Source organism: Chryseobacterium daecheongense, assembly GCF_003729955.1.
Classification (GTDB): Bacteria; Bacteroidota; Bacteroidia; order Flavobacteriales; family Weeksellaceae; genus Chryseobacterium; species Chryseobacterium daecheongense.
On the sequence record NZ_RJTX01000001.1, the window covers coordinates 1,076,235 to 1,100,264 of the forward strand.

Genomic DNA, 24,030 nt, shown 5'->3' on the forward strand with positions numbered 1-24,030 from the left:
ATAATTTAAGTGTTATTTTCCAACTTCTGTAAACGGCAAATCGCTCTGGAACAAAATTTCAGATTTTTTAACCGGAGATTGCTGAGTTACAGATCTTAAGTAGATTTTGTTTAACACCGATGAAATAATGGTTTCATCCGGGTCTCCCAACGGAAGCAATGGTAATGTGGCATATTCACTAACCACAGTTTGGGGTATGATTCCATGATGGTATCCGCCTTCTCCATTCGCATTGTACACTTTATAAATAACAGGATGCATCTGCCATGAAATTTTTCTGGGCTTTCGTTTATCATCTATAACAAATCCTGCCATATCTTTTCCCAGAGTAGTTTCTCCAACCTGAACGACCTGCATATAGGGTTTAAGATTATTGATCACAATTTCTGAAGCTGAAGCTGTACTATTGGACGTGATTATATAAACTTTATTCAGCCCTAACGCATTGGTATGAAGAGTATTGAAATCAAGTGCGCCGGAATCGTATGCGATCTGTTGGGAAAATGTTCTTTTTACTTCACCACCATTTTTATTTCCTTTATAGATAATGAATGGGGAATTAGCAGATATTCCTGAAGGAATTAACGAGCAAAGTGCTGCTGCTGAAGATACTGAACCACCATAATTATATCTGAGATCAAGAATGAGTTCCTGGACCCCTGCCGATTTGAGTTCTGCAAATTTCTGGTTCAGCGCAGGAGTCATTCCATCGGGGAAGTCATAAATGTAAAGGTATCCTGTCCTTTTACCATTTTTTTCAAAAATTTTAGACATAATGGGTTGTTCGAATGAAAAACCATAATATACGGTAATGTCTTTTTCATTCACAATAGAACCGTTCATCCAATTTCCAACGGTAAGCTCTAAAACGGTATGATCCGGAATAGAAGAGGTCAGTTGTGTTACATTTGCTGCTGTAATAGTTTGTCCGTTGATTTTTTTAATCATCATCCCTCTTTCCAATCCCGCATTTAAAGCGGGAGAGCTTTTAAGTACGAGTTTAATAATAGTAGCCACTTCTCCATTGGGCAATTGAAGAACGGTGAAATCAAAACCGTACATATTGCGAACGGAACGTGGATATGTTGAAGAATCTTCTGTATTAACAATAAATGAAAACCGGTCCTGAGAGGATAATAAGCTTTTAAAAAAGTCTTTCACCGGAAGATGATAATCCGGCTTGGTCGGCATCTGATCTGCCCAGTAATAATATCGCCTCATACTATCCTGAACCCAACGATTCACATATTCTGTACTTCCTTCCGGAAATTCCGGAAGATCCTGGTCCCGATTGGTACATGATACGATAAAAGCTGCTATAATAAACAGCATTATTGATTGAATTTTAAAAAATTTCATATCATCCGGCTTTGGTGATTTCACAGGTAATCGGCAACATCTATTTCTCCCTTAACGGTTACTGCTCCGTTCTCCATTGTTTCCTGAAGCACAATCATGTTGGCTCCTATATCCTGTTTTATTTTAATTTTGATAAGAGCGGAACCTGTATAAGGCTCTGTTGTTCCGGGTTTGTATAATTCTAAATATACCGGTTCCGTAGCGCTGAAAAAGTTGTATATTTTTACCGATGTAAAGTTGCTTTTTCCAATATTTTCAAACTCTGCCAGAACCACTCCGTTTTCCCTTTTTAAGATTCCTTTTACATTTTCCAATGAAGAACCGGAGAACTCCCCAAGATTTGGGAAAATAAACTCAAAACCTACTTTTCCCAGATTTACCTGAGGTTTTACAGCATAAGTTTGCAGGAAAATCCCCGGAAGGTTAAAGAAATAAAGGTTTTTATATTGATCTATATTGTCATAGGTCACTTTATATTTGGCTATCTGGGTTCCGGTTTCATGGTTATAAATTCCCAACTCATTAACTTCTCCCTCATCCACTACAAAATTGACCTGGGTCTCTATCTTATCGGTATAAGAAGTGTTCCCGTTGATTGCTATCGGTGAACCATTAAGCCTCAGCTGAAGTACAGCCGGCTTGGAATACCCTTTAATGTTGATTCCTGCAGGTTTTTGTGCTTTATCGTAAGGTTGCATTATGGTATTGTCTGTACAGGAAAGCAGGGTTACAAACAGGATCAGTGCTATGAGATTTTTCATATATGTCATTTTTAGAAATATTGCCCCACCCTATGCGCAGGGCAATTACTCATTATAAAAAATTATATCGGATAGGTCTTTTTAATACTTCTGATAAAAGGTCATTTGCCTTTACATTTCACTTAGAGTTTTCATCGAAAATATTAGTGTTTATTTTTAAGATTATTTTTTAATCAGTTTTAATCTTTCTGATATGTTCTCATCAGATACCTCAGCAATATAAACTCCGGCTGGTAATGTTTCAACGTTCATGTTTTTTGAATAAGGTACAGCAAGAACCTTTTGCCCGGTTATCGTATAAATAGTGATCTGGGTTTTACTTTCTTTCAAATCAGGATTAAGTTTCAGATTCAAAGATTCTTTTACAGGGTTTTCTGCTATTCTGGTAAGATTTTTAGATGATCTCACCTCGTTGGTACTTAACACTGAAGAAAAAATAGCCATTTCATCAATATTAATATTCTGAGAATTAGGAGCAGAACCTGATGTGATTCTGTTGGACCATAAACCTATATAAATCTTTTTTCCTGCAAATGCTGAAATGTCTACTAAGGATTCGGCAAACTGAGTTAAATCGGCAGGAAGGCTTGTTGTAGCAGTGAATTTGTATAATGCTCCGCCAGCATTCTGTGCAGCAGTTGCCAATTGTTGAAAATCAGAAATTTCAGGCACTTCTTTTTGGGGTGTACTCACATAAATATAAATATCTCTGCTTACACTGGTATGCGTTGATCGCTGTCTTCCAATATATCCCGCCAAAGTAATGGTTCCTGATGCACCTGTCAAATCAATTTTAGGAGAAATGACCCAATCATTTTCTGTCGCAAATCCGGTTGCAGTTCCAGAAGGAACAAGGTTGATGGAATAACGAAGGGTTCCGGATGTACCGTATACCAAGCTGGTTCCGTTATAATAGATATTTTGTCCCTGTACCCACCCATTGCCATTGTTGTTCAGATCATGGAATGTCCATCCCTGCATATCAGCAGCAGAATTAAAGGAATTTCCCCATACCATATACTGTGCAGATATCGCTTCTGACAAAAGCATAACAGATAATAAAATTATTTTTTTCATAATATCAATAATTATTATTTTAAAAAAAGCAGGGAATGGCAATATCCGCCTTCCCTGCATTACATTTTTATTCTACAATTGAGAAATCATATTTTGTCCATAAACCTTGGAAATCCCCACAGTTTCTAGGAGATACATTCCAACCTCCATTATTGAAGAATGGCTGTGTCATCCCCCAAAGAGCAGCAGATGATCCTGTTAATAAGTTAGCAGCTGGAATTCCTGATGTACCTGCACCTGTAACAGAAGTTGTAAATCCGTGCACGTATACAGAGCTGTAATTAGTTGCAGAAGATAATTCAGAACCTGTCCCTTCCACTTTAATTCCTACAGGATATCCTGTAACTACGGCATTGTTCAACGTTAATCTACCATTTCTTCTGATATGGATTCCATTTTCATACGCCGGTCCTACTCCAGAAACCGGAGAAAGTACATTTGTACTAGGTCCTACGATGGTGAGATTATTAATAACAGGGTGTGTAAGCAATGCAGTAGAAGTTCCTCCCGCGTTGTTATCCAACTCGATTCCATTAGTATCAGAAACTCCACCGCTTGTTGTATGTGAAGAATTAGAATCTGCTAATGAAAGCGCACAAGTAATTGTACCTGTATATCCATTATCAAAGTCGAAGTTATCATCTTCTGCTGCAAAAGACACTAAGTTTGAAGCATTAACGGTACCTCCGAAGAATTCATAAGAATCGTCCTGTCCATAAGAAACCTGAATGTGATCTATAGTAGTACCACTTCCAACACCCGCCAAAGTTAAAGCGTTAACTTCATTTCCTGAATTAGCACCTACGAAATCATAACCAGCGAATTCGATACGAACGTATTTCATTATACCTGCACTATGACCAGAGTTGCTTCCTCCGAAATAGAATTCAGGATTATTGGTAGGAAGGCCTTCTACAGTTGTAGTTGTAGGAACGTTTGTAGGAGCATCTCCCAATAAAACCACACCTCCGAAGTCTCCCGGATTGGCAGTAGTATTTTCATTTCCGTCTAATAATCTATAACTTGTAAAGATAATAGGCTGAGATTCTGTACCTGTAGCATTGATTGATCCTGTTTTTGTGATGATCAACACTCCTCTACCTTCTCCGGCAGCATTTGGTTTAGCCTTGATAAATGTTCCCGGTTGGATGGTAAGGGTTGCACCGTTTTTCACAGCAATATTTCCGTCAAGTTCTATCACACCACTCCAAGTAGTGTTGGTAGTAATATCAGCGTTAACAGTAGTTACAGGAAGTGCAGAAGCCGTAATATATTCTGCAGAAGTTGGCTTCATATCGAATGGAGATGAAGAATCTGTTAAAGAGTCATGTTGACAAGCAGTAAGCGATAATGCTGCTACAGCGATTAGAGTTAGTTTTTTCATTGTTACAATTTTAGAATGATTTGGCTGTTTTTTATTATAGCCGTTTTTACTATTTAGAAATATTCTCCTCTATATTTCTGCGATTTGGTTATTTTTTTTCAAAGCGATGCAGGAGGAGCTGCAATGCAAAGCTTCCCGATGATATTGCCAAATGTCTGGGAAAAACAACTGGCATCCGGTTTTTTATCTGAATCCATACTGTGTTGCGCATCATCAGTATTTTTTCCGATTCATTTTCAGGCTACCGAAACCTGTGCATTACTTGAGCTCTTCTCTTCTGTTTTATAATATCTTAAAAAGTATAATTCACACTTACCCCGAATATTCTTCCGCTATAGGCACGGAACAGGATCTTATCAATATTTTTATCGTACTTATCTGTAGCCCCGGGCAACAGTTCCCACATTTCTCTCTCCGTTTCTGAAGTACCGCCTTTTGACACAGAATAGGAATTGTAGTTGTTATAATATTCTTTTACTCTGTTGAAAATATTTCTGATATTGAACTTCACTTCCATATTTTTATTTCTCAGAAATTTATAGGCAATCTGTGCATCAGCAACAGCATACGGTCTTTGTATTTCTTCCCCGTTGTAGGCATATCCTACTGTGATGTACTGGTCTCCTTTTGCATTGTATAAAAAACTCATTCCTAATCTTTCCCCATCATACATCAATCCCAAGTTATAAGCATACGGAGTTTGACCGTACAGAGGTCTTTCTACTTCATAGGTAGCGTCCTGATCTGTTGTTTTTGCCTTATCTTTAAAGGCAATCACTTTCGTATTATTGTAAGTGAAATTTCCGTTGATGAACAATTTTTCCAGAAAAGAATTTGAGGCCATAAAACCCAGGTTTTTTCTAACCTCTACTTCAAATCCTTTTAATTTTGCATTTTTAGAATTTCCGTTATAAAGATGTAAGTTGCCTTCGTTGGAAATGTATCCTTCCCTTTCAATCGGGTGATCGATATTCTTATAATAGAGCCCTGCAGAAAATATTTCCCCCAATCCCGGAAACCACTCAAATTTGAAATCATAATTATCCACTATTGATGATACCATTTCCGTATTATGGATCAAACCGTTAGCAATGGGATCGAAATAAGGCAATCCTGTTCTTTCATTAAACTGGGGGCGAATTGCCATTCTGTTATATGCTAATCTCACATTAATTTTATTCGTCGGACTATAGGTAAAGTTGGCAGAAGGCATCCATTGCCATGGTTTATCTTCAATTGGCGTTTTGTATACATTCTGAGGATCACTTGGATCAAGCTGTTGAGAAATTAAATCATACTTAAAATATTCTGCTCTTACTCCCCACACCAGCCTGAATTTGTTTTTCCAACGGTTATCAAACATTACATATACAGCATGCTGATTAACTTCTCCTTCATATTTCTCGTTATTATAAAGGGGTCTTGTCTGCCATCCTATTCCACCCGGCACATAATGAGAACCGTCAAACCAGTCGGAAAGCGCACCATTCATCTCCAGAATATTACTTCCAGTTACTACCTCATCTACTCTTAAAAGAAATTTTTGCTGCATATTGGTATTGCTCTTTGACACACCTGCATATCCAATCTTTATGTCGTTTTTAAAATTTCCTGTATCTATATGCCATTTGAAGGAGGCTCCATAATTGTAATCTGTTTCTCTGTTTTCGATATAGCCCCTCGCAAAATCACTTGAGGAATTATTGACCAAATGATACGTCATAATCTCATTTCCTACAAAATAATAGAATGTCGGATGCATTGTATAATCCTTGGTATCGGAAGAAACCCCTGTTCTTGCGGCAAACCAATCTATATCCACATTTCCTATTTTATGGTTTCCCTCCAGCTTATTTTGCAAAAGGGTCTGATAAATCGGATAGTCCACATTATCCGTATAAGGTCTGTCTAAAGATTTGATTTGTTCCGGATCGTTGTTGGGAATAATTCCGTTATAGAAATAATTGTAGGATAGTTCTGCATTGCCCGGTAATCCGCTTCCTCCTGTATATTCATTCCAGCCAGTGATTCGGGTAAGGGTATTGTCATAAATATGGGTATACGAGTTACGAAAGGAGATTCTGTTTTTGCCAAGCTGTAAACCAAAATTCAACATTCCCGCAAGAGTGGAATTATACGTGTAGGAAGCACCTTTATTTTTGAAATTATAGAAATTAACGGGAGCTACACCCGCCGTCTGCCAATTATTGACAAACTCTGTTGTATCCAGCCAGTTTCCTCTTCCGGTATGATCTATTTCCAGCTTATTCTGTTCGTTTCTCATGGTAATTGCTCCCGCAAATCCCCATTTGTTGTTGTTTTTAAAACGATAGGTTCTTCCTAATGCCAACTGGATATTAGAACCTAAGTCTGCCTTAGTCCCGTAGGTCGTAAAATTATCATTCGTAAATCTTTTGGACTGTTCGAAAAACACAGGATTCGTCCAGTTCATCGCCTGCAGTCCTTTAGGGAAATCCCTGGTTCCGTCGTCATATCCGAAATAATCATATTTTCCGCGTTCACGGGTCAGAAATTCTTTGAAGGTTGACTGGTCATTATAGGATGTTCCTACACTTACCGTTGTAAAATTTTCATTAGGAATATCTTTTGTCTTTACTTCTACATAACCTCCCGCAAAACTGGCATTCATATCCGGCGTTGCCGTTTTGCTTACAATCACACTTTCTACCATTGCCGTAGGAATAATATCAAAGGAGAAATTCTGATTGTAAGCTTCCGTGCTTGGAAGATTAATCCCGTCCATTGCAGCCGTATTCCAGCGTTCACCCATTGAACGGACTACTACATATTTATTATCAATTGTTGTAATCCCTGTTACTCTTTTCAAAGTACCCCCCACATCATTATCCGGGGTTTTGGAGATTTGTTCAGCGGAGATTCCGTCACTCATCTGTGCCGCCTTTTTCTGTTGAGCCAATAATCCGGCCTGAGTATCTGCTTTGCGCACCCCGGTAATTACCACTTCTTTTATATTGGCTATTTTATCCTGAGCAGGTTTCATGGCAAATGAAACTGTATTGGTTTCATTATTCATTACCGATAATTTTTCTACCCGCAGTGTACTGTATTTTTCAGCTTTCACCGTAAGGGTATATATTCCTGAAGGTAAACTGACGGTAAAATCACCATTATTATCCGTTACAACAGTTTGATTCGCTATACTGATTTCGGCTCCCACTACAGGATTTCCAACTTCATCTACAATTTTCCCGGTAATCCTCCCATTTCCTGATACAGAAACTGTTGTACCGTCATATTTTATTGAAATAAGATCTCCACGAAGGCGAAATATCACAGGCAATCCGTTAGTAATATCTTTCAGACAATTATTTATTGATACATTTTCGCATTTCACTGTTTTTATTTTGAGCTGTTTGATATCTGCTTTTGAGTAAGCCAGCCGCATTCCCCTTTTTCCTGCAAATTCTTCCAGGACCTCAATCAACGGCTTGTTGGCAGGAGCTGAAAAAGACACCTTCTGTACCAAATCCTGTGCTTCTGCTGTTACCGTAAAAAATATTGCCGCGACTGTAAGACCACATTTCAAGCTTTTCATATTTTCCCCTAATGATTATTTGTTTTGATTTGATTTGTATTATGTTGAGTTTTTATTTTTTCAGTGTGTACGTATGATTTTCCTTCTGTACTTCCAATCCCAATATAAATGCGAGTGATTCTATATTTTCATCGGCACTTCCCCCCGTAAAGTCAGCTGTAATCTTTTTTTCAGCAGCTTCTTCCGGATATAAGATTTTAATTTCATAGTTTTTTTGAAGAACTTCGGCCACTTCTTTCAGCGCTACATCATTAAAGCTTAAAGACAGTAGTTCAGGAATCTGCTTTCCGGATTTCTTTTTTGTAGTAAATGCAATAATTGCTGCTGTACGTTCCAATCCGAAGTTGGTCCAGGTCTGATGAGGGGTAAGGTAAGAAACCGGAGTTCCTGCAGAAGATACGGCCACCTTACCTTCATAAAGATCAACTGTTTTATTCATCCCTGACTGTGAGATTTTAAAAACAGTTCCCAATACTTTGGTACTGAATCCTTCCGCCTGTACAATAAAAGGGTGTGTTTTAGATTTAGCCACGGAAAAGACTGCATCACCTTTTAACCTTACGATCCGGGTTTCAGCAGGAAATGATTTTTCTACTGTAAGCTCGGCACCCGGTAATAAGGTTATTAAAGAGCCATCGGCAAGATGAACTTTTCTGTTTCCGGATGTTGCACTGTAGACATCAGGTTTATAAAAAGTATAGTACGTAAACATACCTCCTAATGATATAAGCAATATGATAACTGCAGCAACTTTATAGAGTCGGCTTCTAAATCCGTATATATGATTCTTTTTTACTGTTGTCACAAAGTAAGGTTCCAAAGTCAGTAAAACTCTTTCCTGAGATTCTTTCATATGGATTCTGTCCAGATCTTTTTCAATATACATCTGCCATTCCTCTAAAACCCGAGTTTCTTTTTTTGAAATTTTTTCACCGGAAATTTCTCTTTGCCAAAGCTTGAAAACAAAAGCTTCAATATTTTTATATTTTATACTTTTCATAAAGTATCCTAATTGTAAGTTTATCAATACTACTATCTATAAGACTGTGAAAATGAAAAACTTCCCCGGGCTTTTATTAAAGTTCCGTTCATATTAAAAAGCTTTGACTCCTGTTTTCTATCGGATAGGATGACTTATTAACATTTTCATCTCATTTCCATGAATATTTTTCAGAAATATTTAATCTTGCCTTAGCTAAAGTTCACAAAAAGTTAATTTTGCTTTAAGTAATTTTGCGGTACCAAATCATGAATTACACAGATCACACATTATTGAAAAAAATAAAATCAGGGGACCGTCCTGCTTTTATGATATTGTATGAGCGTTACTGGGACAAGCTTTACAGCTTTGTTTTTGTGAGAACTAGAGATAAAGAGATTTCAGAAGAGCTGTTGCAGAATCTTTGGGTGAAAATTTTAGAGCGTCCAGATATGATACAAACCGATGAATCGGAAAGTGCAAAAGGTTATCTATTGCGCTATCTTCATTACCGTGTGATCGATTATTATAATAGTTCCAAAAAAATACCATCTATGGTAAGTATCGAAGAGTTTGATTTCCCTGAATCGGAAATAACTGATACCGAGTATTTTGAAATTCTTGAGAATAATGAAATATCCACTTTATTTGCCATGATCGATCAGGTTGTTTCCCAGCTTCCTTCCCTGGAACAAAAAGTGTATGATATGAGAATACGCAAAAATATGTCTGTTCCTGAAACAGCAAAAGTTTTAGGTCTAAGTAACAAAACCGTAAGCAATAAGCTCAGCAAAACTTTAAGTGAAATAAGAGAGCAATTGAGTCCGGAATATCAATCTTCAAAAAAAATCATTTCCATATTGCTGCTTATGGAGCTCATGACAAAGTACTAACTTCCCAACTTATTCAGTACTTTTGCAGAGAATTAAACGAGTAAACACTTTACTCAAAACATGAACAGCAAACTTTTTCATACCGATCAAATAAAAATAGTTTCTACTTTTTCGGAATTGGTTACAACCCCTTTTCAGGGAAATACCAATGCGCTTTGCTGGCACAGAAGTCTGGATGGAGATTTTAAAGAAATCGTTTCTCAACTCCAACTAAAAGAAGATATCACAGAAGTGTCACCCGAAGATCTTTTATCATTACCATTATCTGGAAAGGGTAATAGGGCGAGAGAAATTATATTGAAAGACTTTGAATTATTAACAGATTTCGGAGCTTCCCCTTCTCTCAATTTGCTTAAATGCTATGAACGGGATGAAGAATTTGATTTTATTTCAACAGATGTATATTCTTACCATGTGGATCGCTCTCCCATTGGTACGGATACTTTCTTATGCACTTATCATGGTGCCGCAAGTGACATTATTTCTAATGACCAGGTTGTACAAAAGATTTTAATCCCTGAAATCCGGGAAAAGCTGAAAGAATTACACCATGGTCCGGAAGATGAATTTGAAGCATTTTTAAAGGAGAACTACTTTGATCTTCATTATCACCCCAAACCCAATGCTGAACCTATCAATTTAGGACTGGGACATCTTTGGAGACTGGCGGTGGATCATCCGGAACAAAAAGTTTTCCCCTGTGTTCACCGGGCTCCCGTGGAAAAGGAGGGTGAGTTTAGATTGTTGCTGATTTGCTGATGATTTATAAGCTTTCAGGACAAAAAAAGCACCACTATAAAGTGGCACTTTATCCATCTGTGTCATTAGAATACTATAAAAATCAGTCTGGTTGTGTAAGATAATTGTTTATTATTCCTGAAACTTGTTTATCCGAAGTGAAAGCCATAAAAAACTTCTTATAGATCTTATGGTCACAAGTCTCCAAGATAGGTCCAAATTACTTCCTGTTCCTTAATCCTGTGGGTAGAATTACAAGTGTTACTTCCTCCTAGTCCCCAAAACATGTTACCGCTTGCCTGATTAGCCTGTAAATAGATCATCCCGGATGTTGTTGTAACTCTATCCTGATACCCTGCAGCCCCACGGAAATTATAGCTGAATGCACCCGCAGGAGTATACAGCAGCGGACCAAATTCCAATTGAAAATATTGAACAATGCGGACTGTAAATTTATAGAACCCCGCCTTATCGGCTACAATACTTCCGTTAGGGCCCATATTGCTGTCTCTTATATCCAGGTTAAAATTTTCTCCTGACAAGCCTGTACAGCTGGTTGTGGTTGTTTTTCGCCCTCGTGAGTATAGTACCGGCTGGTTGATGGTACCAAGCGACAGCTTATAGTCCATCAGGACTTGCCAGGAGGCTCCATTGTATAGATAAATTAAATCTTTATATACACTGGTACTTCCGCTTCCTGAATCCGAAAGATTGTAAACCAATAATCCTTTAACCGGATTGACAATGGTACTTACATCAAGGGTCGACGTGAGGGAAACACGAGGTAATAATAACGCTTTATTGTCAGAAGAAAGCTCCAACAAAGAGGAAGGATGCGGGTTAGCTGTTCCTATTCCCATCTGCCCTTCTATAGCAATCATTGCAAAACTTATGATGAAACAAATTATTTTTTTTGTCATTGTATTAATATTATATTATTGTCCTATATACTGCCAAACAACCAACTGTTCGCCTATCCGATCCTGGGCTGCACAGGTTCCACCCAAATGCCATTGGAATCCCTCCGAATTCTGTCCCTGCTGTAGATATACAGACCCTGTAAATACAGTGGTTTGCCACTCTCTCGTCGTTGGAGTCCCATCCCGAAACGCATAATTAAGCAAACCGGGAAGAAGAAACGGACTGTACGCAGATTGTAGCATATATTGCCTAAGGCTTATACTCCAGATATAGTAGCCTGTTTTATGAGCGAGAATGGATCCGTCGGCATTGATTGTAGTTTTTATATTTTTAAGATTATTTAGCTGGAAATTACCCATAGTACTTCCGGTGCAAGTTGTGGTGTTGGTACTTTTACTTCCCACTGCAACCAATTCGGGATATAAACTTCCACTGGCGATCTTTCCTTCTTCTACCATTTCATCCCAGCTGCTTCCATTAAATTTATACAATTGGCCTTCGTATACTGCACTTTCGCCAGCTCCTGAGGTTTGAGAGGCCAGCACCAGCATTCCTTTAACAGGATTAGGAACCGTCGTAACATCTGTTCTTGACAACAAAGGAACTCTGGTAATTAATAAGCCTTTGTTTAAGGAAGATAATTCCAGAATGGAAGATTCTGCCGGAGAAACAGTACCTATACCCACTTGCGATTTCAGGCTTCCATTAAATAAGGAAAGAGCCAGTGCGAAAAAAAATATTTTTTTCATATTCATAATATTTATAGCTTATAAAGGATTTCCTAAATATTCCCAAATCACTTCCTGCCCCCGAATAAAGTTGGATGAGGTACAGGTATTATTTCCCAGGAACCATTGGAAATCAGGAGTAGTTTGTCCTTGCATTAAATACACCGTACCCAGTATGGATGCAATCTGGCTTGTATTTCCGTTTCCTCTGTACCTATAAGTATAGGTCACAAGATCCTTAGCACGTATGTATGGCCCTAGCTCCAAATCTTGTCCTGAGGCCGGCATCAGTTCTGTAAGCCTTACAGAGAACATATAATATCCATCCTGCGGCGCTGTTAGGGCACCCCTAGCTGATATGAGAGAGGGATTGCTTCTTTGGTTCAGGTTAAACCAGCCATTGCTAATTCCTACACATCCTTCTTCTGTAGTTTTTCGCCCTACAGCTACTATCCTTGGCATATCGGTCGTAAGAAGTTCTTCGCGGGTGGTAAGTGCTTTCCAGCGTATACCATCAAATTTATACAAGGTATCCTTTTGTATGGCAGTATTCCCTGATCCGGAATCCTGAGAGGCATATACCATAAGGCCGCTAGCCGGGTTGGGTATCGTTGCTACATCTGTGGTTGAAAGCAGAGGCACCCTAGGTAAAAGTAATCCTTTATTGGAAGAATTAAGATCCAGTAATGCTGAGGGATGGGGAGTTGTAGTGTTAATACCAACTTGACCCTTTATCACAATTCCCAAAAGCAAAACAACATAAAAGTGTGGTTTGGTTTTCATTATTGTATTAATAGTTATTTATAGTTTTTGAAATAATTGTTGCCGTTAATCCGTTTGTATGTAGCTTATAGTACTATTTACAATGGTCCAATACTTCTTCACAAATATATCTTCTCTTCACAGCTGCAGGAAATAAAAACCATGCGATTTTCTTTAGTACCACATAGAACTTATTCTATCTTTTTTTAGAATATATTTGCAAGAAATCAGAAAAACAGATTAATAACAGGCATATGAAGAGGTGGATATTCATGTTTTTTTTAATTGTTTTCCAGATACAGGCACAATATATTTCGTCGTGGTTCACCATGGACAACGGGCTTCCCCAAAACAGTATCAAAGACATTGTAAAAGACAGATATGGTTTCATATGGCTTTCCACGGACAATGGCATTGCCAGGTACGACGGCACGGGTTTCCTCACTTACAGCAATCTGGCTGTTAACAATTTCCATTTTGGAGGATTTTATGGTGATATTCAGAATGACAATATCATTGTTTATAACGATTACGAAGAAAATAAAATCCTCATCCGTAAAAGAAATCCAAAAATTATTAAAGAAAGTAAATCAGATGCTGTCGGCAGGCTTTTCTACCAATCCGGTTCGCAATGGTTGCGGACAGTACGTAATGAGTTATCTTCAGACCTCAATTATTTAGTAAAAACAGCTTCGGGAGATTATATCATATCCCATTTTACGGTTACTTACACAGATAAAAAAACACAGAAAAAGTTTTTCCTTTCATTAAAAAAATCCGAAACTTATACTATTTTCCTGTGTAATGAAAGACTTTATATTATAGACTCAGAAAACAGGAAAACATACCAAATTTTTAGAGGACGTACCATACCAAATAAAACACCTGTTATTTTTAATGATCCTAATACAAGAATTTATTGGCAACAGCTGGCGAATCAGATTTTTATTGTTCATAATGATCATATTTATTGGGTAGACAATCGTAAAAATGGGCTTAAACTACAATTTTTAACCCGCTACGAGAACTTTGGAAATTACCGCTTCGGATGTATTTTTTATGATGACAAGTCCAGCAAACTTTATATAGGAAGCTCCGTTAAAGGACTGAATATTGTCCAATTAACACAATTCAACACCGCTCAAAAGAAAATTCCGTTTGTAGATGACGTAAGCTATTCTTCGTTATCCTTCAGTGACAATACGATTATTGATGCACTCGGTTACGAATACAATAAGCATGGAGTAGTCAAAGAACATACATTCGGTTCCAACGAAAAATATTATATGCTGTATGATGAGCACGGAAATATAATGTACAAGCGTAATAAAATGATTTTCAGGAGACACAAATCTTCAGGCTACACAACTGCAGATACGGTTTTATTTAAAGGAAAAATTTCTAACGGTATTTTTAAAAGCTTCGGGTTGTACGGCATTTCCGAAACTGATTTTATTAATTCTTCTTTGCACATCTTTTTAGACAGCCAACTGAAAAAAACGGAATTCAGCTTTAGATATAAGGGTATTATCAAAGATTTTATTAAGTATAATAATTACAATATTTTAGTGGGATCCACTTATGGGCTTTACCTCACTTCTCTGGAAACGAAAAAAAATATACTGATCAAAAGAATTAATGTAAAAAATATTGTCAGAACCGGAGACGGGAATATTTGGGTTACAACGAATAAAGACGGGTTCTTTTTACTGAAACAAGAGAAATTATACAAGGTTCCTCTGGACTGGCAGCATTATCTGGAATCGGCACATTATATTCTTCTTGATCCTTTCGGATATTATTGGATATCTTCTAACAATGGCCTTTTCAAAGTACCCAGGCAGCAGCTTCTGAGATCGGTTGAGAATAATAATTCCCAGGTTTTATATTACCGTTTCAGTAAAAGTGACGGCTTATTGACTAATGAATTTAATGGTGGCTCTGTACCCAATGCTTATACACTTCATAACAAGGAAATGGTTTTTCCTTCAATGGAAGGGTTTGTCTTTTTTGATCCGGCGCAGGTCCAAACCCATTACCCCGAAAAAAACAGTATCTTTATAGAACGTGTGAAAATCGGTAAAGGAAACATTACCAGTTTTCATCAACATATCATTCTGGAAAATGATTATAAGTCAGCAGATATTTTTATCGACCTCCCCTATTACGCAGACCCATACAATCTGAAAATTGAAGCTAAACTAGAAAACTACGATCGTAAATGGGAAAAAATTGAAGTCGGAAATCAAAGAAAATATACTGTAAAAAGCCTTGATCCCGGGAAATATACCTTACGTATCAGAGTATTAATATCCCCCAACGGCGAATATGAATATAAAACCATAACTTTTGAAATAAAACCTTTGTTTTATCAAACGAAAGTCTTTAAGATCATCTTATTTTTAATTTTATCTGTAATTGTAATTCTCATTATCTTTAATACCACCCAATTTACCAGAAAGAAGAATAAAGTTCTTACAAAAAGAGTTTCCCATATAAGCACAGAACTTCAGGAAACCTTACAACATATGGAACAGATCAAAAAACAAATGCAAACAGAATCCGAATATCAGAAAAAATTTTTAGAGGCTGTTAATCATGACATTACTACACCTGTTAAGTTTATTGCAATGCTGGCTGAAAAACTAAATGAGGAAAAAGACACAAGGGTTCAAAAAGAATATTTTGAAGGAATCCATCAAACTTCTGAAGAATTGTATAAATTTTCATTAAGCCTTAAGGAATACAATAATGTATATGGAAGCAATCAAATCTACCAGGAGTATGGATTTTCACTGAACGAAATTTTCAAATCCAAACAAAAACTATTCGAAACTATAGCCAAGAAAAAAAACAATCATTTGGAAATTCAGAATAAAAATGATATCTTATGCTATATTAATAAAGGTATCATCGCTTGTATTATTCATAATCTTACTGATAATGCTGTGAAATATTCCAGCAACAGTACCATCACTCTTTCTGCTGAGCAAACTGATGAAAAAATTTTATTACAGATAGCTGATACGGGAAATGGAATGACGGACGAGCAAATCCTATACTATAATACACTCTATTGGGCTACTGATGAAAAAAACATGCAGTTCAGAAATTATGGTATCGGTCTTCATATGGTTATCTACTTGGTTAAGAAGATTAAGGCTGAAATACAATTCAAAAGAAATACCCCTAAGGGAACCATCGTTGAAATAAACTTAAAGTATAAAAATAATTGATTATGAAGGGAAAAATTCTCATTGCGGATGATCATACAGTAGTGCATTTGGGAACAAAGGCTGTCATACAATCAGAATATCCTGATATTACAGTTGATTGGGCCACTGACTATGACAGCGTAAAAAAATGCCTGCTTACTGATAATTATAACCTGATACTTCTGGATATTAATATGCCCGGAACTACCCATACAGAGATGATACCGGAAATTAAACATTTACAGTCAGACATAAGGATCCTTATCTTTACAGGATATGATCATGATATTGCCCTTCAGTATATTAAAAAGGGAGCTGAAGGCTACTTGAATAAACAGTGTGGCGAAGAGGAAATCAAGAATGCCATAAAAACAATCTTTAAAACAGGGTACTACTATCCTCCTGAATTTATCCCCATTCTTTTAAACAATAAAGAAAAAAACATTGTTCATAAACTCACGGCTCGTGAGTTTGAGATTTTTGAACTTCTTGCTAAAGGAAACGGAAATTTGGAAATATCAAATATTCTGAATATACAGATTACAACCATCAGTACCTTCAAGAAAAAAATTTTTCAAAAGCTTGGTGTAAAAAATGTTGTTGAACTATCAAAAATCTATGAGCATATTCACTGATAATTTTCTTTTTTAACCTACTGCCGACTTGTTAATTTAAGTTTGATACATCTTTGGAGACTGGCAATAGATCATCCGGAACAAAAAGTTTTACCTGTGTCCACCAGACCCCTGTGGGAAAGGATGATGGGTATAGATTATTGCCGATTTGCTGATACAGTAAATAATTTAATTTTACATCCTAAGAAGTTTTCTTGTGCAATATTTCTTTGTCACGGGGAGCTTTAAAATACGTTCCAAAGTTGATCCATAATGTAGAAAACAATAGAGATAAGCAGGTAATTCCCAATCCTGCCTTGTAAAGTTCATATTCAACCATATTGGTTTTATAGGCAATCGAAAGTGCCAGAATTCCAAATTCACCTGTCTGCGATAGTAAAGCACCGCCGTAAAAACTATCTCTCCATTTGAAATGTAAAAGCCGGAAGAAGATAGCTGACATGATGCTATTACTGATCAATACAACTAAAGTTCCTATAACGATAAGCTTATAATTGGATAAAAGATAATGAATATCCAGCCGCAAGCCAATGGATACGAAAAACAGAGAAACGAAGAATACCTTGAAGGGCATCAAAGAATGTTCGAGCCAATTGAATGCCTGAACTTTTCCAACTAAAACCCCAGCAATAAAACTTCCCAACGCTGCACTGAGGCCAACAGTCTCAGCAACAAGCCCAAAACCCAAGCAAATGAATAACCCCGAAAAAACCTGAAGGTCGTGGTCGTTTTCCAGGAATGTACTTGAAAATTTGATTTGCCTTATATGTCTGATTTTTCTGAATATTAAAAAAATAGCAATACATATAGCTAAAGGCAATACAAAATTAAAGATCTTGAAATTCTCACCGTTCCAAAATTTCAGTACAGTCAATGTAGGGGCCAGGAGAAGGTCCTGCAATAACAGAATGTTGAGTATAACTATTCCGAAAGCAGTGTTCAAAGTACCATGTTTTTTCAAAAATTCGACCACAACCGCCGTACTGTTGAATGTAAAAAGAATAGCGATAAGCAAAACGCTCTTATTATTGAGGTCAAGTATTTTTCCTATACAATAAGCAAACAGGAAACTTAGCACAATTTTAATTCCCTGCGCCAAAATGGGCTTTATAATCAAGCTTTTTTTACTTGGAATATTAATTTCCATTCCAATAAAAAACATCAGAAGCAATATTCCTATTTCACCGATGATTTCTATTTCTTCTGTATTATTAAACAGCTTCAGAACATAAGGTCCCAATAATACACCGGCAATAATATAGGCAATAAGGTAGGGCTGATTGAGCCTTTTAAGTAAAAACATCAGTCCCAAAGTTGTCATACACAAAATACATACTGTCCAAAGCATATTCTCTGTACTATAACGGTTAGATTATGTTTTCGATAAGAACTAAGGCCGGTGAAAGGTTCCGGCTTTATAGTGAGCAACAAAAAAAATACCAGATGAATCTTTTTTGATTCAATACTCTATAAGAAAAGAAAAGTTGCTTCCCAATATTCCAATCTTCGTTTTCGTACAATTTGCGCTTTATTGGGGGTTTTACATTTGTAGCGGGAAAGATATTCAAGTATCCATCTAAAAATAATTTATAATAACCTTATTTGAACAGCTACAAAAAGACTAAGTAAAAGAGACTATCCCAATAGATAGCCTCTTCTTTATAGATCAGTCAATATGTTGTTTATCTCTTCAATAAATATTTATGCTGGCCTTCCAATACAAGTTCTGATTTCTGGTTATATACCGTTACTTTTGTTGTCACAACACCTGTTTCTCCTTGTGGATTGAGGTCTGTAATAGTAAGTGACGGATATAATGTATCACCGGAATGAACTTCTTTCAGAAAGTGACACGAAAGTTCTAAAAAGCTAATAAAAATGTTTCCAAAATAATGGGGCAATAAAGTGGCACCGGGCGCAGTAAAAGCTAAAACCTGCAACCCATGAACAACAGGTGCTTCATGTCCATATCTTTTGGCATACTCCACATCATAATGTATCGGATGATTATCACATGATACTGTTTGAAAAGCGGAAGCATGGGCATCCGTTAATGTTCTGCTAGGAGCTCTGAATACCTCTCCTACTGACAGTTCATCAAAACTACGAGCTGGTACAATAGAAAAATCTCCGGGATCAAATGGTAAATTTTCTGTATTTGAATTTTCCATAATAAACTTTATGAATTGAATAAATTATTATTCTATTGGGTTATAAAAGCCAATATATCATTGTTAATGGTTTCAGCTTCCGTAGTTGGCATACCGTGAGGAAATCCCGGATAGGTAATTAGTTTACCGTTTTTCAACAATTTAGCGGATTCAACGCCTGTATTTTGATAAGGAACAATCTGATCATCTTCTCCGTGTAATACTAAAACCGGAATATCAACTGCCTTTAAGTCATCCGTAAAATCAGTTTCTGAAAATGCTTTTATACATTCATAGTGTGCAAGAATACTCCCCATCATCCCCTGTCTCCACCAGTTTCTCTGTACGCCTTCTTTTACCAGCGCTCCTTCTCTATTATAACCATAGAAAGGAAACGTCAAATCAATATAAAACTGCTGTCTGTTAGTAAGTGTCTGATTTCTGATATCATCGAAAACTTCCATTGGAATCCCACCAGGATTTTTTTCGCTTTTCACCATGACAGGTGGAACGGCACTGATCAAAACTGCTTTAGCCACTCTTCCTTTTCCATATTTATTCACATAACGGATAACCTCTCCTCCACCCGTTGAGTGTCCCACGTGAATGGCATCTCTCAAATCCAAGTATTCAGTTAGTTCTGCTACATCTGCAGCGTAAGTTTCCATCTCATGTCCTGAAGTGGTCTGCGCTGAACGTCCATGTCCTCTCCTGTCATGCGCAATGACACGATAGCCCTTCTTAAGAAAAAACATGATCTGTGCATCCCAATCGTCAGATGACAAAGGCCATCCATGATGAAAAACAATAGGCTGTCCTGTTCCAAAATCTTTGTAGAAAATTTCTGTTCCGTCTTTTAATTTTAATGTACTCATTGTAATAAATGTTTTTGATTAATAAATTCAACAATTTAATTACAAAAGACACACCCAAGAAACAAAATATTAAAAATCAACCATTTAAAAAACAACGTAAGATGAACCAACTACGATATATCATAATATTATGATTCCATTATTTTAAAATCGATAAAAGAATCATAAATGCCTCAACGATATTTATGATCAATATAGGTTCCAGAAAATTCCCGCCTAGCAAAAATATCTGTCCTGTTTTCCCTACCTTTAAGCTTTCAATCAATAGCCTTCTATGAATAAACCGTCTGATCAGCACATCGCTTTAATGAATCGGCTTCAGGAAATGCAGAAAGATCAGCAGATCATCTCATCTATAAATACTGCATTGGCCAAAGTACTGGATAAAAAAAGTATTGGTATTATTCTCAACCAATCTTTTAAAGATACATTTCTATGTAATGAGGTTATTGTCCTTACTACAAAAGAAGGCGGAGAGTTTTTTTACAGTTCTTTTACTGAAAAGAATGATCATCATTCCTATTCATCAGATATTTATTTAGATCAATGTATACAATCCTCAGAGCCTGTTATCTTCTATCTTAAAAATTTATCTGAAAAGAAAACATCAACACCATCCTATTTCATGAATGCAAAAAAAATGGGAATGCATACTGCAGTTGGATTTTGTTTACCGTCTATCGGAGATCAAAAAAATATAATTTTTCTTTTTTATAAAAATTTCACAGAGTTCAATGACCGGCTAGAAAGAATATTGAGAGGAGTTTCCACACAGCTATCGATCACCATAAGAAATATTTTTTTCTTTGAGAAATTTGATGCTCTCAGTACCTCGACTCCGGATTCTCAAAAGAAAACTGAACCTGTAGGAAAAGAGGAAAAAGGAAATAAGAAAGGTTTTAACGGGATCATTGGAGATAGTGAAATCATGCAGCAGATTTATCAACACATCACCCAAATAGCCTCTTCTTCATCGAATGTGATCATCTATGGAGAAACCGGAACCGGGAAAGAGCTCATAGCACAGGCAATTCACGATCTTTCTCCTTCAGCCCGTAAATCTATGATCAGAATTAATTGCGCTTCTATTCCAGCCAATCTCATAGAATCTGAACTTTTCGGCCACGAAAAAGGTAGTTTTACCGGTGCTACAGAGCAGCGTAAGGGAAAATTTGAGCAAGCCAACGGAGGAACCATTTTTCTGGATGAGATCGGAGAGCTTCCTTTAGAGCTTCAGGGAAGATTACTTAGAGTTTTACAAGAGAAGGAAGTGGAAAGAATCGGTGGAAATAAGACCATTAAAGTCAATGCACGGGTCATTGCTGCCACCAACCGTTCTTTAGAAAAGGAAGTTGCAGAAGGAAAGTTCAGGAGTGATCTTTTCTATCGGCTTAACGTGCTACCCATTCATTTACCGCCACTGCGAGACAGAAAGGAGGACATCCCATTGCTTGCCAATCATTTTCTGGAAAAAATCAATCTGAAAACAGGCAAGAAAATCAAAGGTTTTTCTCAAAAAGTAATGGATTCCATGTGTAAAAACGCATGGCCCGGAAACATCCGCGAACTGGAAAATATAATTGAACGAAGTATTATTATTGCAAAGGATAATGTGATCAGGGAAATGGATTTACCCAAGATTTTCAAAGCCAAAGAGGCAAATAATGACTTCCACATGAAGACATTACATCAGGTAGAGAAAGAGCATATCCTAAAGATTGTCGAAAACTGTAATGGAAGGATTTTCGGACCGCAAGGAGCCGCTCTGATATTAGGCTTACCGCCAACAACCCTTATTTCTAAAATGCAGAAACTCGGAATACAAAAGGAACATTATGTTAAGAAGAATGAACAATAATAACGGATTGTAATTAAATATCGTTACTTTATCTTCCTATTCCTATCTTCCGTTACATTCATTTCAATTTTCCCGGAAGATAATGCCCAGAAGAACCATAATCCTAAAATGATAATTAATGACACGAGAGGGATCCAAAAAGAAAAAAGTAAGGCAATGAGATAAATCGGGAAACCATACAGGTAATTGTTGCGGATCTTTTTTATAGCAGCATCGGTAATTCCCGGACGTAAAAGCTTTTTATTACGGCTGGCTAAAAACCACAATAAATTATAGGCAAAATTGATTAAAACAAAGATTCCCGTATAAATTGCCACCACTACTGCCGAAGCCTCACCATTAAAATATCTTGCCAGCAAAGCGGTAGGATAAGAAACCGTAGAAACCAGGAAGAGGATAAGCCCATTGGCAAACATAATAGCTGAATTGCGGCTGTAGATCTGCTTAAAAATCTTGTGATGATTCACCCACATTATGAAAACACTAAAAAAGGAAAGAATAAAAGCCAAAAATGCAGGCCACTGATTCTTCATAAAAATTACAAGATCATTTCCGTTTCTTATTGAATCTTTATCCGGTACATGAAGTTCTAAAACCAAAAGCGTTACCGCTATCGCAAAGACAGCATCACTAAACCCTTCTATTCTTACTGTTTCTTTTTCCATCACTGTTAGACGTTATTTTAATTGTACAAAAAATGCTTCACTTACATGATAAGTGACTGTAAAAGCATAAAATTTCAAGATTTTTTACCGAAGGGATTTACTTATACCCTTTGTCAATTCCCAGCTTTTTCATTTTGGAATACAGCGTTTGCGGCTGCAACTTTAACAGCTCTGCGGCACCTCCTATTCCGGAAACCTTTCCATTGGAATTTTTCAAGGCGTTCATAATATGATCTCTTTCCATTTCTTCCATTGATTTTAATTGTCCCGGAGCCTCAACAGAAAATTTGTCCGGGTTTTCAGGAAGGTCAAAGCTTTCTATTTCTGCAGTTTTCGCGAGAAGGACACTTCTTTCCATAAGATGTTCCAGTTCACGGATATTGCCCGGCCAATTGTAATTTAAAAGCTGTTCCATAGCATTTTTATTAATGGAAGTGATATTCCTTCTTGAAGCGGCGGCATATTTAGCCAGGAAAAAATCCGCCAGCAATTCAATATCTTCTTTTCTTTCCCGTAAAGGTGGCAATTCAATCGGAAAAACATTTAACCGGTAGTACAAATCCAGCCTGAACCTTCCTTCTGCCACTTCCTTTTCTAAAGAACGATTGGTGGCCGCTACTATTCTTACATTAACTTTAATGGTTTTATTACCACCAAGGCGCTCAATTTCCTTTTCCTGCAATACACGTAAAAGTTTCACCTGGGAATCCAGTGGCAGTTCTCCAATCTCATCCAGAAAAACAGTTCCTCCATTGGCCTGTTCAAACTTTCCAATCCTCATGGTATTGGCTCCGGTAAAGCTGCCTTTTTCGTGGCCGAAAAGTTCAGATTCAATCAGCGAGTGAGGCAATGCTGCGCAGTTCACTACAACAATAGGCTGAGCACTACGGTCTGAAAGTTCATGTACAGAATGTGCTACTTTTTCTTTTCCGGTTCCGCTTTCTCCCACTACGAGCACAGAAGTATCGGTGGGAGCTACCACTTTTATTTTTTCAATAACCCCTTCAAGCTTATTGCTTTTTCCAATAATTCCTTCAATACGTTCATGATCTCTGTTTTTCACAGAATTATCATTTCCTTTTTCAATCCCGAAACGATATTTTGCAATATCAAGCATGACAATCAAATCCCGCTCCCGAAAAGGCTTCACCATAAATCCATAGGGCTGGGTTTCTTTCACGGCTTCCAAAGTTGACTGATTGGTATTCGCTGAAATATAAAGAAAAGGTAAATTCATTTCACGTAATTCCCAGGCAAGATCAATTCCTGTAAGATCACCTTTGAGCATGATATCAAGAAGTACCCAGTTGGGTTGCCCATCTGCAATCAATTTCCTGGCCTGAACTACCGAGGAAGCAATCCCTATGACCTGATAACCTGCTTTTTTCAGCATGATCTTAAGATCATTGGCTACAATAAATTCATCTTCTACAATTAAAATTTTTTCTTTCAT

19 protein-coding genes are annotated in these 24,030 nt (G+C 37.0%); 5 read left to right on the plus strand and 14 right to left on the minus strand.

From position 1 onward, the window contains the following. Nucleotides 1-12: 12 nt before the first annotated feature. The 6 genes from EGI05_RS04945 to EGI05_RS04975 form a co-directional block, all read right to left on the minus strand. Complete coding sequence (locus tag EGI05_RS04945) at nucleotides 13-1,332, minus strand: S41 family peptidase (RefSeq protein ID WP_228428548.1); 1,320 nt, start codon at nucleotides 1,330-1,332, stop codon at nucleotides 13-15. Between the two features lie 47 nt (nucleotides 1,333-1,379). Continuing rightward, complete coding sequence (locus EGI05_RS04950; protein WP_228428549.1) at nucleotides 1,380-2,120, minus strand: hypothetical protein; 741 nt, start codon at nucleotides 2,118-2,120, stop codon at nucleotides 1,380-1,382. Nucleotides 2,121-2,282: 162 nt separating this feature from the next. Beyond that, nucleotides 2,283-3,197 (minus strand): T9SS-dependent choice-of-anchor J family protein, encoded by a 915-nt coding sequence (locus tag EGI05_RS04955; protein ID WP_123261940.1) that lies wholly within the window; start codon nucleotides 3,195-3,197, stop codon nucleotides 2,283-2,285. 67 nt (nucleotides 3,198-3,264) lie between these two features. Continuing rightward, nucleotides 3,265-4,581 carry a hypothetical protein gene (locus tag EGI05_RS04960; RefSeq protein ID WP_123261941.1) on the minus strand — a complete coding sequence of 439 codons (1,317 nt, stop codon included), beginning with the start codon at nucleotides 4,579-4,581 and terminating at the stop codon, nucleotides 3,265-3,267. A gap of 292 nt (nucleotides 4,582-4,873) precedes the next feature. Beyond that, the gene (locus tag EGI05_RS04970; protein ID WP_123261943.1) at nucleotides 4,874-8,158 is read right to left on the minus strand and encodes a TonB-dependent receptor; all 3,285 of its coding nucleotides are present in this window, start codon (nucleotides 8,156-8,158) and stop codon (nucleotides 4,874-4,876) included. Between the two features lie 52 nt (nucleotides 8,159-8,210). After that, on the minus strand, nucleotides 8,211-9,158 hold the full coding sequence (locus EGI05_RS04975) for a FecR family protein (protein WP_123261944.1): 948 nt from the start codon (nucleotides 9,156-9,158) through the stop codon (nucleotides 8,211-8,213). 248 nt (nucleotides 9,159-9,406) lie between these two features. On the opposite strand from EGI05_RS04975, the gene EGI05_RS04980 reads away from it, so the two are divergent. Together EGI05_RS04980 and EGI05_RS04985 are read left to right on the plus strand one after the other, a co-directional pair. Then, the gene (locus EGI05_RS04980; RefSeq protein ID WP_123261945.1) at nucleotides 9,407-10,030 is read left to right on the plus strand and encodes an RNA polymerase sigma factor; all 624 of its coding nucleotides are present in this window, start codon (nucleotides 9,407-9,409) and stop codon (nucleotides 10,028-10,030) included. 60 nt (nucleotides 10,031-10,090) lie between these two features. Further along, entirely contained in the window at nucleotides 10,091-10,789 is a 699-nt protein-coding gene (locus tag EGI05_RS04985) for a DUF1826 domain-containing protein (RefSeq protein ID WP_123261946.1), read from the plus strand. A gap of 173 nt (nucleotides 10,790-10,962) precedes the next feature. On the opposite strand, the gene EGI05_RS04990 is transcribed toward EGI05_RS04985, so the two are convergent. From EGI05_RS04990 to EGI05_RS05000, 3 genes are read right to left on the minus strand one after another with little or no spacing between them, the layout of a single operon-like run. Beyond that, a complete protein-coding gene (locus EGI05_RS04990; protein ID WP_134197357.1) occupies nucleotides 10,963-11,688 on the minus strand; it encodes a hypothetical protein in 726 nt (241 codons plus the stop codon). 15 nt (nucleotides 11,689-11,703) lie between these two features. Further along, on the minus strand, nucleotides 11,704-12,438 hold the full coding sequence (locus EGI05_RS04995) for a hypothetical protein (protein WP_134197356.1): 735 nt from the start codon (nucleotides 12,436-12,438) through the stop codon (nucleotides 11,704-11,706). Nucleotides 12,439-12,456: 18 nt separating this feature from the next. Further along, on the minus strand, nucleotides 12,457-13,200 hold the full coding sequence (locus EGI05_RS05000) for a hypothetical protein (protein WP_123261949.1): 744 nt from the start codon (nucleotides 13,198-13,200) through the stop codon (nucleotides 12,457-12,459). A gap of 233 nt (nucleotides 13,201-13,433) precedes the next feature. On the opposite strand from EGI05_RS05000, the gene EGI05_RS05005 reads away from it, so the two are divergent. Both EGI05_RS05005 and EGI05_RS05010 read left to right on the plus strand, forming a co-directional pair. Further along, complete coding sequence (locus EGI05_RS05005; protein WP_123261950.1) at nucleotides 13,434-16,415, plus strand: sensor histidine kinase; 2,982 nt, start codon at nucleotides 13,434-13,436, stop codon at nucleotides 16,413-16,415. A gap of 2 nt (nucleotides 16,416-16,417) precedes the next feature. Continuing rightward, nucleotides 16,418-17,029: a response regulator transcription factor gene (locus EGI05_RS05010; protein WP_123261951.1), complete on the plus strand. Its 612-nt coding sequence runs from the start codon at nucleotides 16,418-16,420 to the stop codon at nucleotides 17,027-17,029. Nucleotides 17,030-17,210: 181 nt separating this feature from the next. On the opposite strand, the gene EGI05_RS05015 is transcribed toward EGI05_RS05010, so the two are convergent. The 3 genes from EGI05_RS05015 to EGI05_RS05025 all read right to left on the minus strand — a co-directional run bounded on the left by EGI05_RS05015 (nucleotide 17,211) and on the right by EGI05_RS05025 (nucleotide 20,054). Beyond that, on the minus strand, nucleotides 17,211-18,377 hold the full coding sequence (locus EGI05_RS05015; protein ID WP_228428550.1) for a cation:proton antiporter: 1,167 nt from the start codon (nucleotides 18,375-18,377) through the stop codon (nucleotides 17,211-17,213). 334 nt (nucleotides 18,378-18,711) lie between these two features. Beyond that, nucleotides 18,712-19,200, minus strand: coding sequence for a MaoC family dehydratase (locus tag EGI05_RS05020; RefSeq protein WP_123261953.1), 489 nt, complete (start codon nucleotides 19,198-19,200; stop codon nucleotides 18,712-18,714). 32 nt (nucleotides 19,201-19,232) lie between these two features. Further along, on the minus strand, nucleotides 19,233-20,054 hold the full coding sequence (locus EGI05_RS05025; protein WP_123261954.1) for an alpha/beta fold hydrolase: 822 nt from the start codon (nucleotides 20,052-20,054) through the stop codon (nucleotides 19,233-19,235). Nucleotides 20,055-20,328: 274 nt separating this feature from the next. On the opposite strand from EGI05_RS05025, the gene EGI05_RS05030 reads away from it, so the two are divergent. Then, nucleotides 20,329-21,912, plus strand: coding sequence for a sigma-54 interaction domain-containing protein (locus EGI05_RS05030; protein WP_123261955.1), 1,584 nt, complete (start codon nucleotides 20,329-20,331; stop codon nucleotides 21,910-21,912). Nucleotides 21,913-21,935: 23 nt separating this feature from the next. Here the strand turns inward: EGI05_RS05030 and EGI05_RS05035 are convergent, their stop codons facing one another. Next, complete coding sequence (locus EGI05_RS05035; protein WP_123261956.1) at nucleotides 21,936-22,577, minus strand: TMEM175 family protein; 642 nt, start codon at nucleotides 22,575-22,577, stop codon at nucleotides 21,936-21,938. A 97-nt stretch (nucleotides 22,578-22,674) separates the two neighbouring features. Next, complete coding sequence (locus EGI05_RS05040; RefSeq protein WP_123261957.1) at nucleotides 22,675-24,030, minus strand: sigma-54-dependent transcriptional regulator; 1,356 nt, start codon at nucleotides 24,028-24,030, stop codon at nucleotides 22,675-22,677.

Excerpts from the sequence above, each read along its gene's own strand:
- EGI05_RS05040 (WP_123261957.1), bottom strand. The coding sequence starts at position 24,030 with ATGAAAGAAAAAATTTTAATTGTAGAAGATGAATTTATTGTAGCCAAT.
- EGI05_RS05010 (WP_123261951.1), top strand. The coding sequence starts at position 16,418 with ATGAAGGGAAAAATTCTCATTGCGGATGATCATACAGTAGTGCATTTG.
- EGI05_RS04990 (WP_134197357.1), bottom strand. The coding sequence starts at position 11,688 with ATGACAAAAAAAATAATTTGTTTCATCATAAGTTTTGCAATGATTGCT.
- EGI05_RS05015 (WP_228428550.1), bottom strand. The coding sequence starts at position 18,377 with ATGCTTTGGACAGTATGTATTTTGTGTATGACAACTTTGGGACTGATG.
- EGI05_RS05030 (WP_123261955.1), top strand. The coding sequence starts at position 20,329 with ATGAATAAACCGTCTGATCAGCACATCGCTTTAATGAATCGGCTTCAG.
- EGI05_RS05005 (WP_123261950.1), top strand. The coding sequence starts at position 13,434 with ATGAAGAGGTGGATATTCATGTTTTTTTTAATTGTTTTCCAGATACAG.
- EGI05_RS05000 (WP_123261949.1), bottom strand. The coding sequence starts at position 13,200 with ATGAAAACCAAACCACACTTTTATGTTGTTTTGCTTTTGGGAATTGTG.
- EGI05_RS04975 (WP_123261944.1), bottom strand. The coding sequence starts at position 9,158 with ATGAAAAGTATAAAATATAAAAATATTGAAGCTTTTGTTTTCAAGCTT.
- EGI05_RS04985 (WP_123261946.1), top strand. The coding sequence starts at position 10,091 with ATGAACAGCAAACTTTTTCATACCGATCAAATAAAAATAGTTTCTACT.
- EGI05_RS04960 (WP_123261941.1), bottom strand. The coding sequence starts at position 4,581 with ATGAAAAAACTAACTCTAATCGCTGTAGCAGCATTATCGCTTACTGCT.
- EGI05_RS04995 (WP_134197356.1), bottom strand. The coding sequence starts at position 12,438 with ATGAAAAAAATATTTTTTTTCGCACTGGCTCTTTCCTTATTTAATGGA.
- EGI05_RS05025 (WP_123261954.1), bottom strand. The coding sequence starts at position 20,054 with ATGAGTACATTAAAATTAAAAGACGGAACAGAAATTTTCTACAAAGAT.
- EGI05_RS04945 (WP_228428548.1), bottom strand. The coding sequence starts at position 1,332 with ATGCTGTTTATTATAGCAGCTTTTATCGTATCATGTACCAATCGGGAC.
- EGI05_RS05035 (WP_123261956.1), bottom strand. The coding sequence starts at position 22,577 with ATGGAAAAAGAAACAGTAAGAATAGAAGGGTTTAGTGATGCTGTCTTT.
- EGI05_RS05020 (WP_123261953.1), bottom strand. The coding sequence starts at position 19,200 with ATGGAAAATTCAAATACAGAAAATTTACCATTTGATCCCGGAGATTTT.
- EGI05_RS04955 (WP_123261940.1), bottom strand. The coding sequence starts at position 3,197 with ATGAAAAAAATAATTTTATTATCTGTTATGCTTTTGTCAGAAGCGATA.
- EGI05_RS04970 (WP_123261943.1), bottom strand. The coding sequence starts at position 8,158 with ATGAAAAGCTTGAAATGTGGTCTTACAGTCGCGGCAATATTTTTTACG.
- EGI05_RS04980 (WP_123261945.1), top strand. The coding sequence starts at position 9,407 with ATGAATTACACAGATCACACATTATTGAAAAAAATAAAATCAGGGGAC.
- EGI05_RS04950 (WP_228428549.1), bottom strand. The coding sequence starts at position 2,120 with ATGAAAAATCTCATAGCACTGATCCTGTTTGTAACCCTGCTTTCCTGT.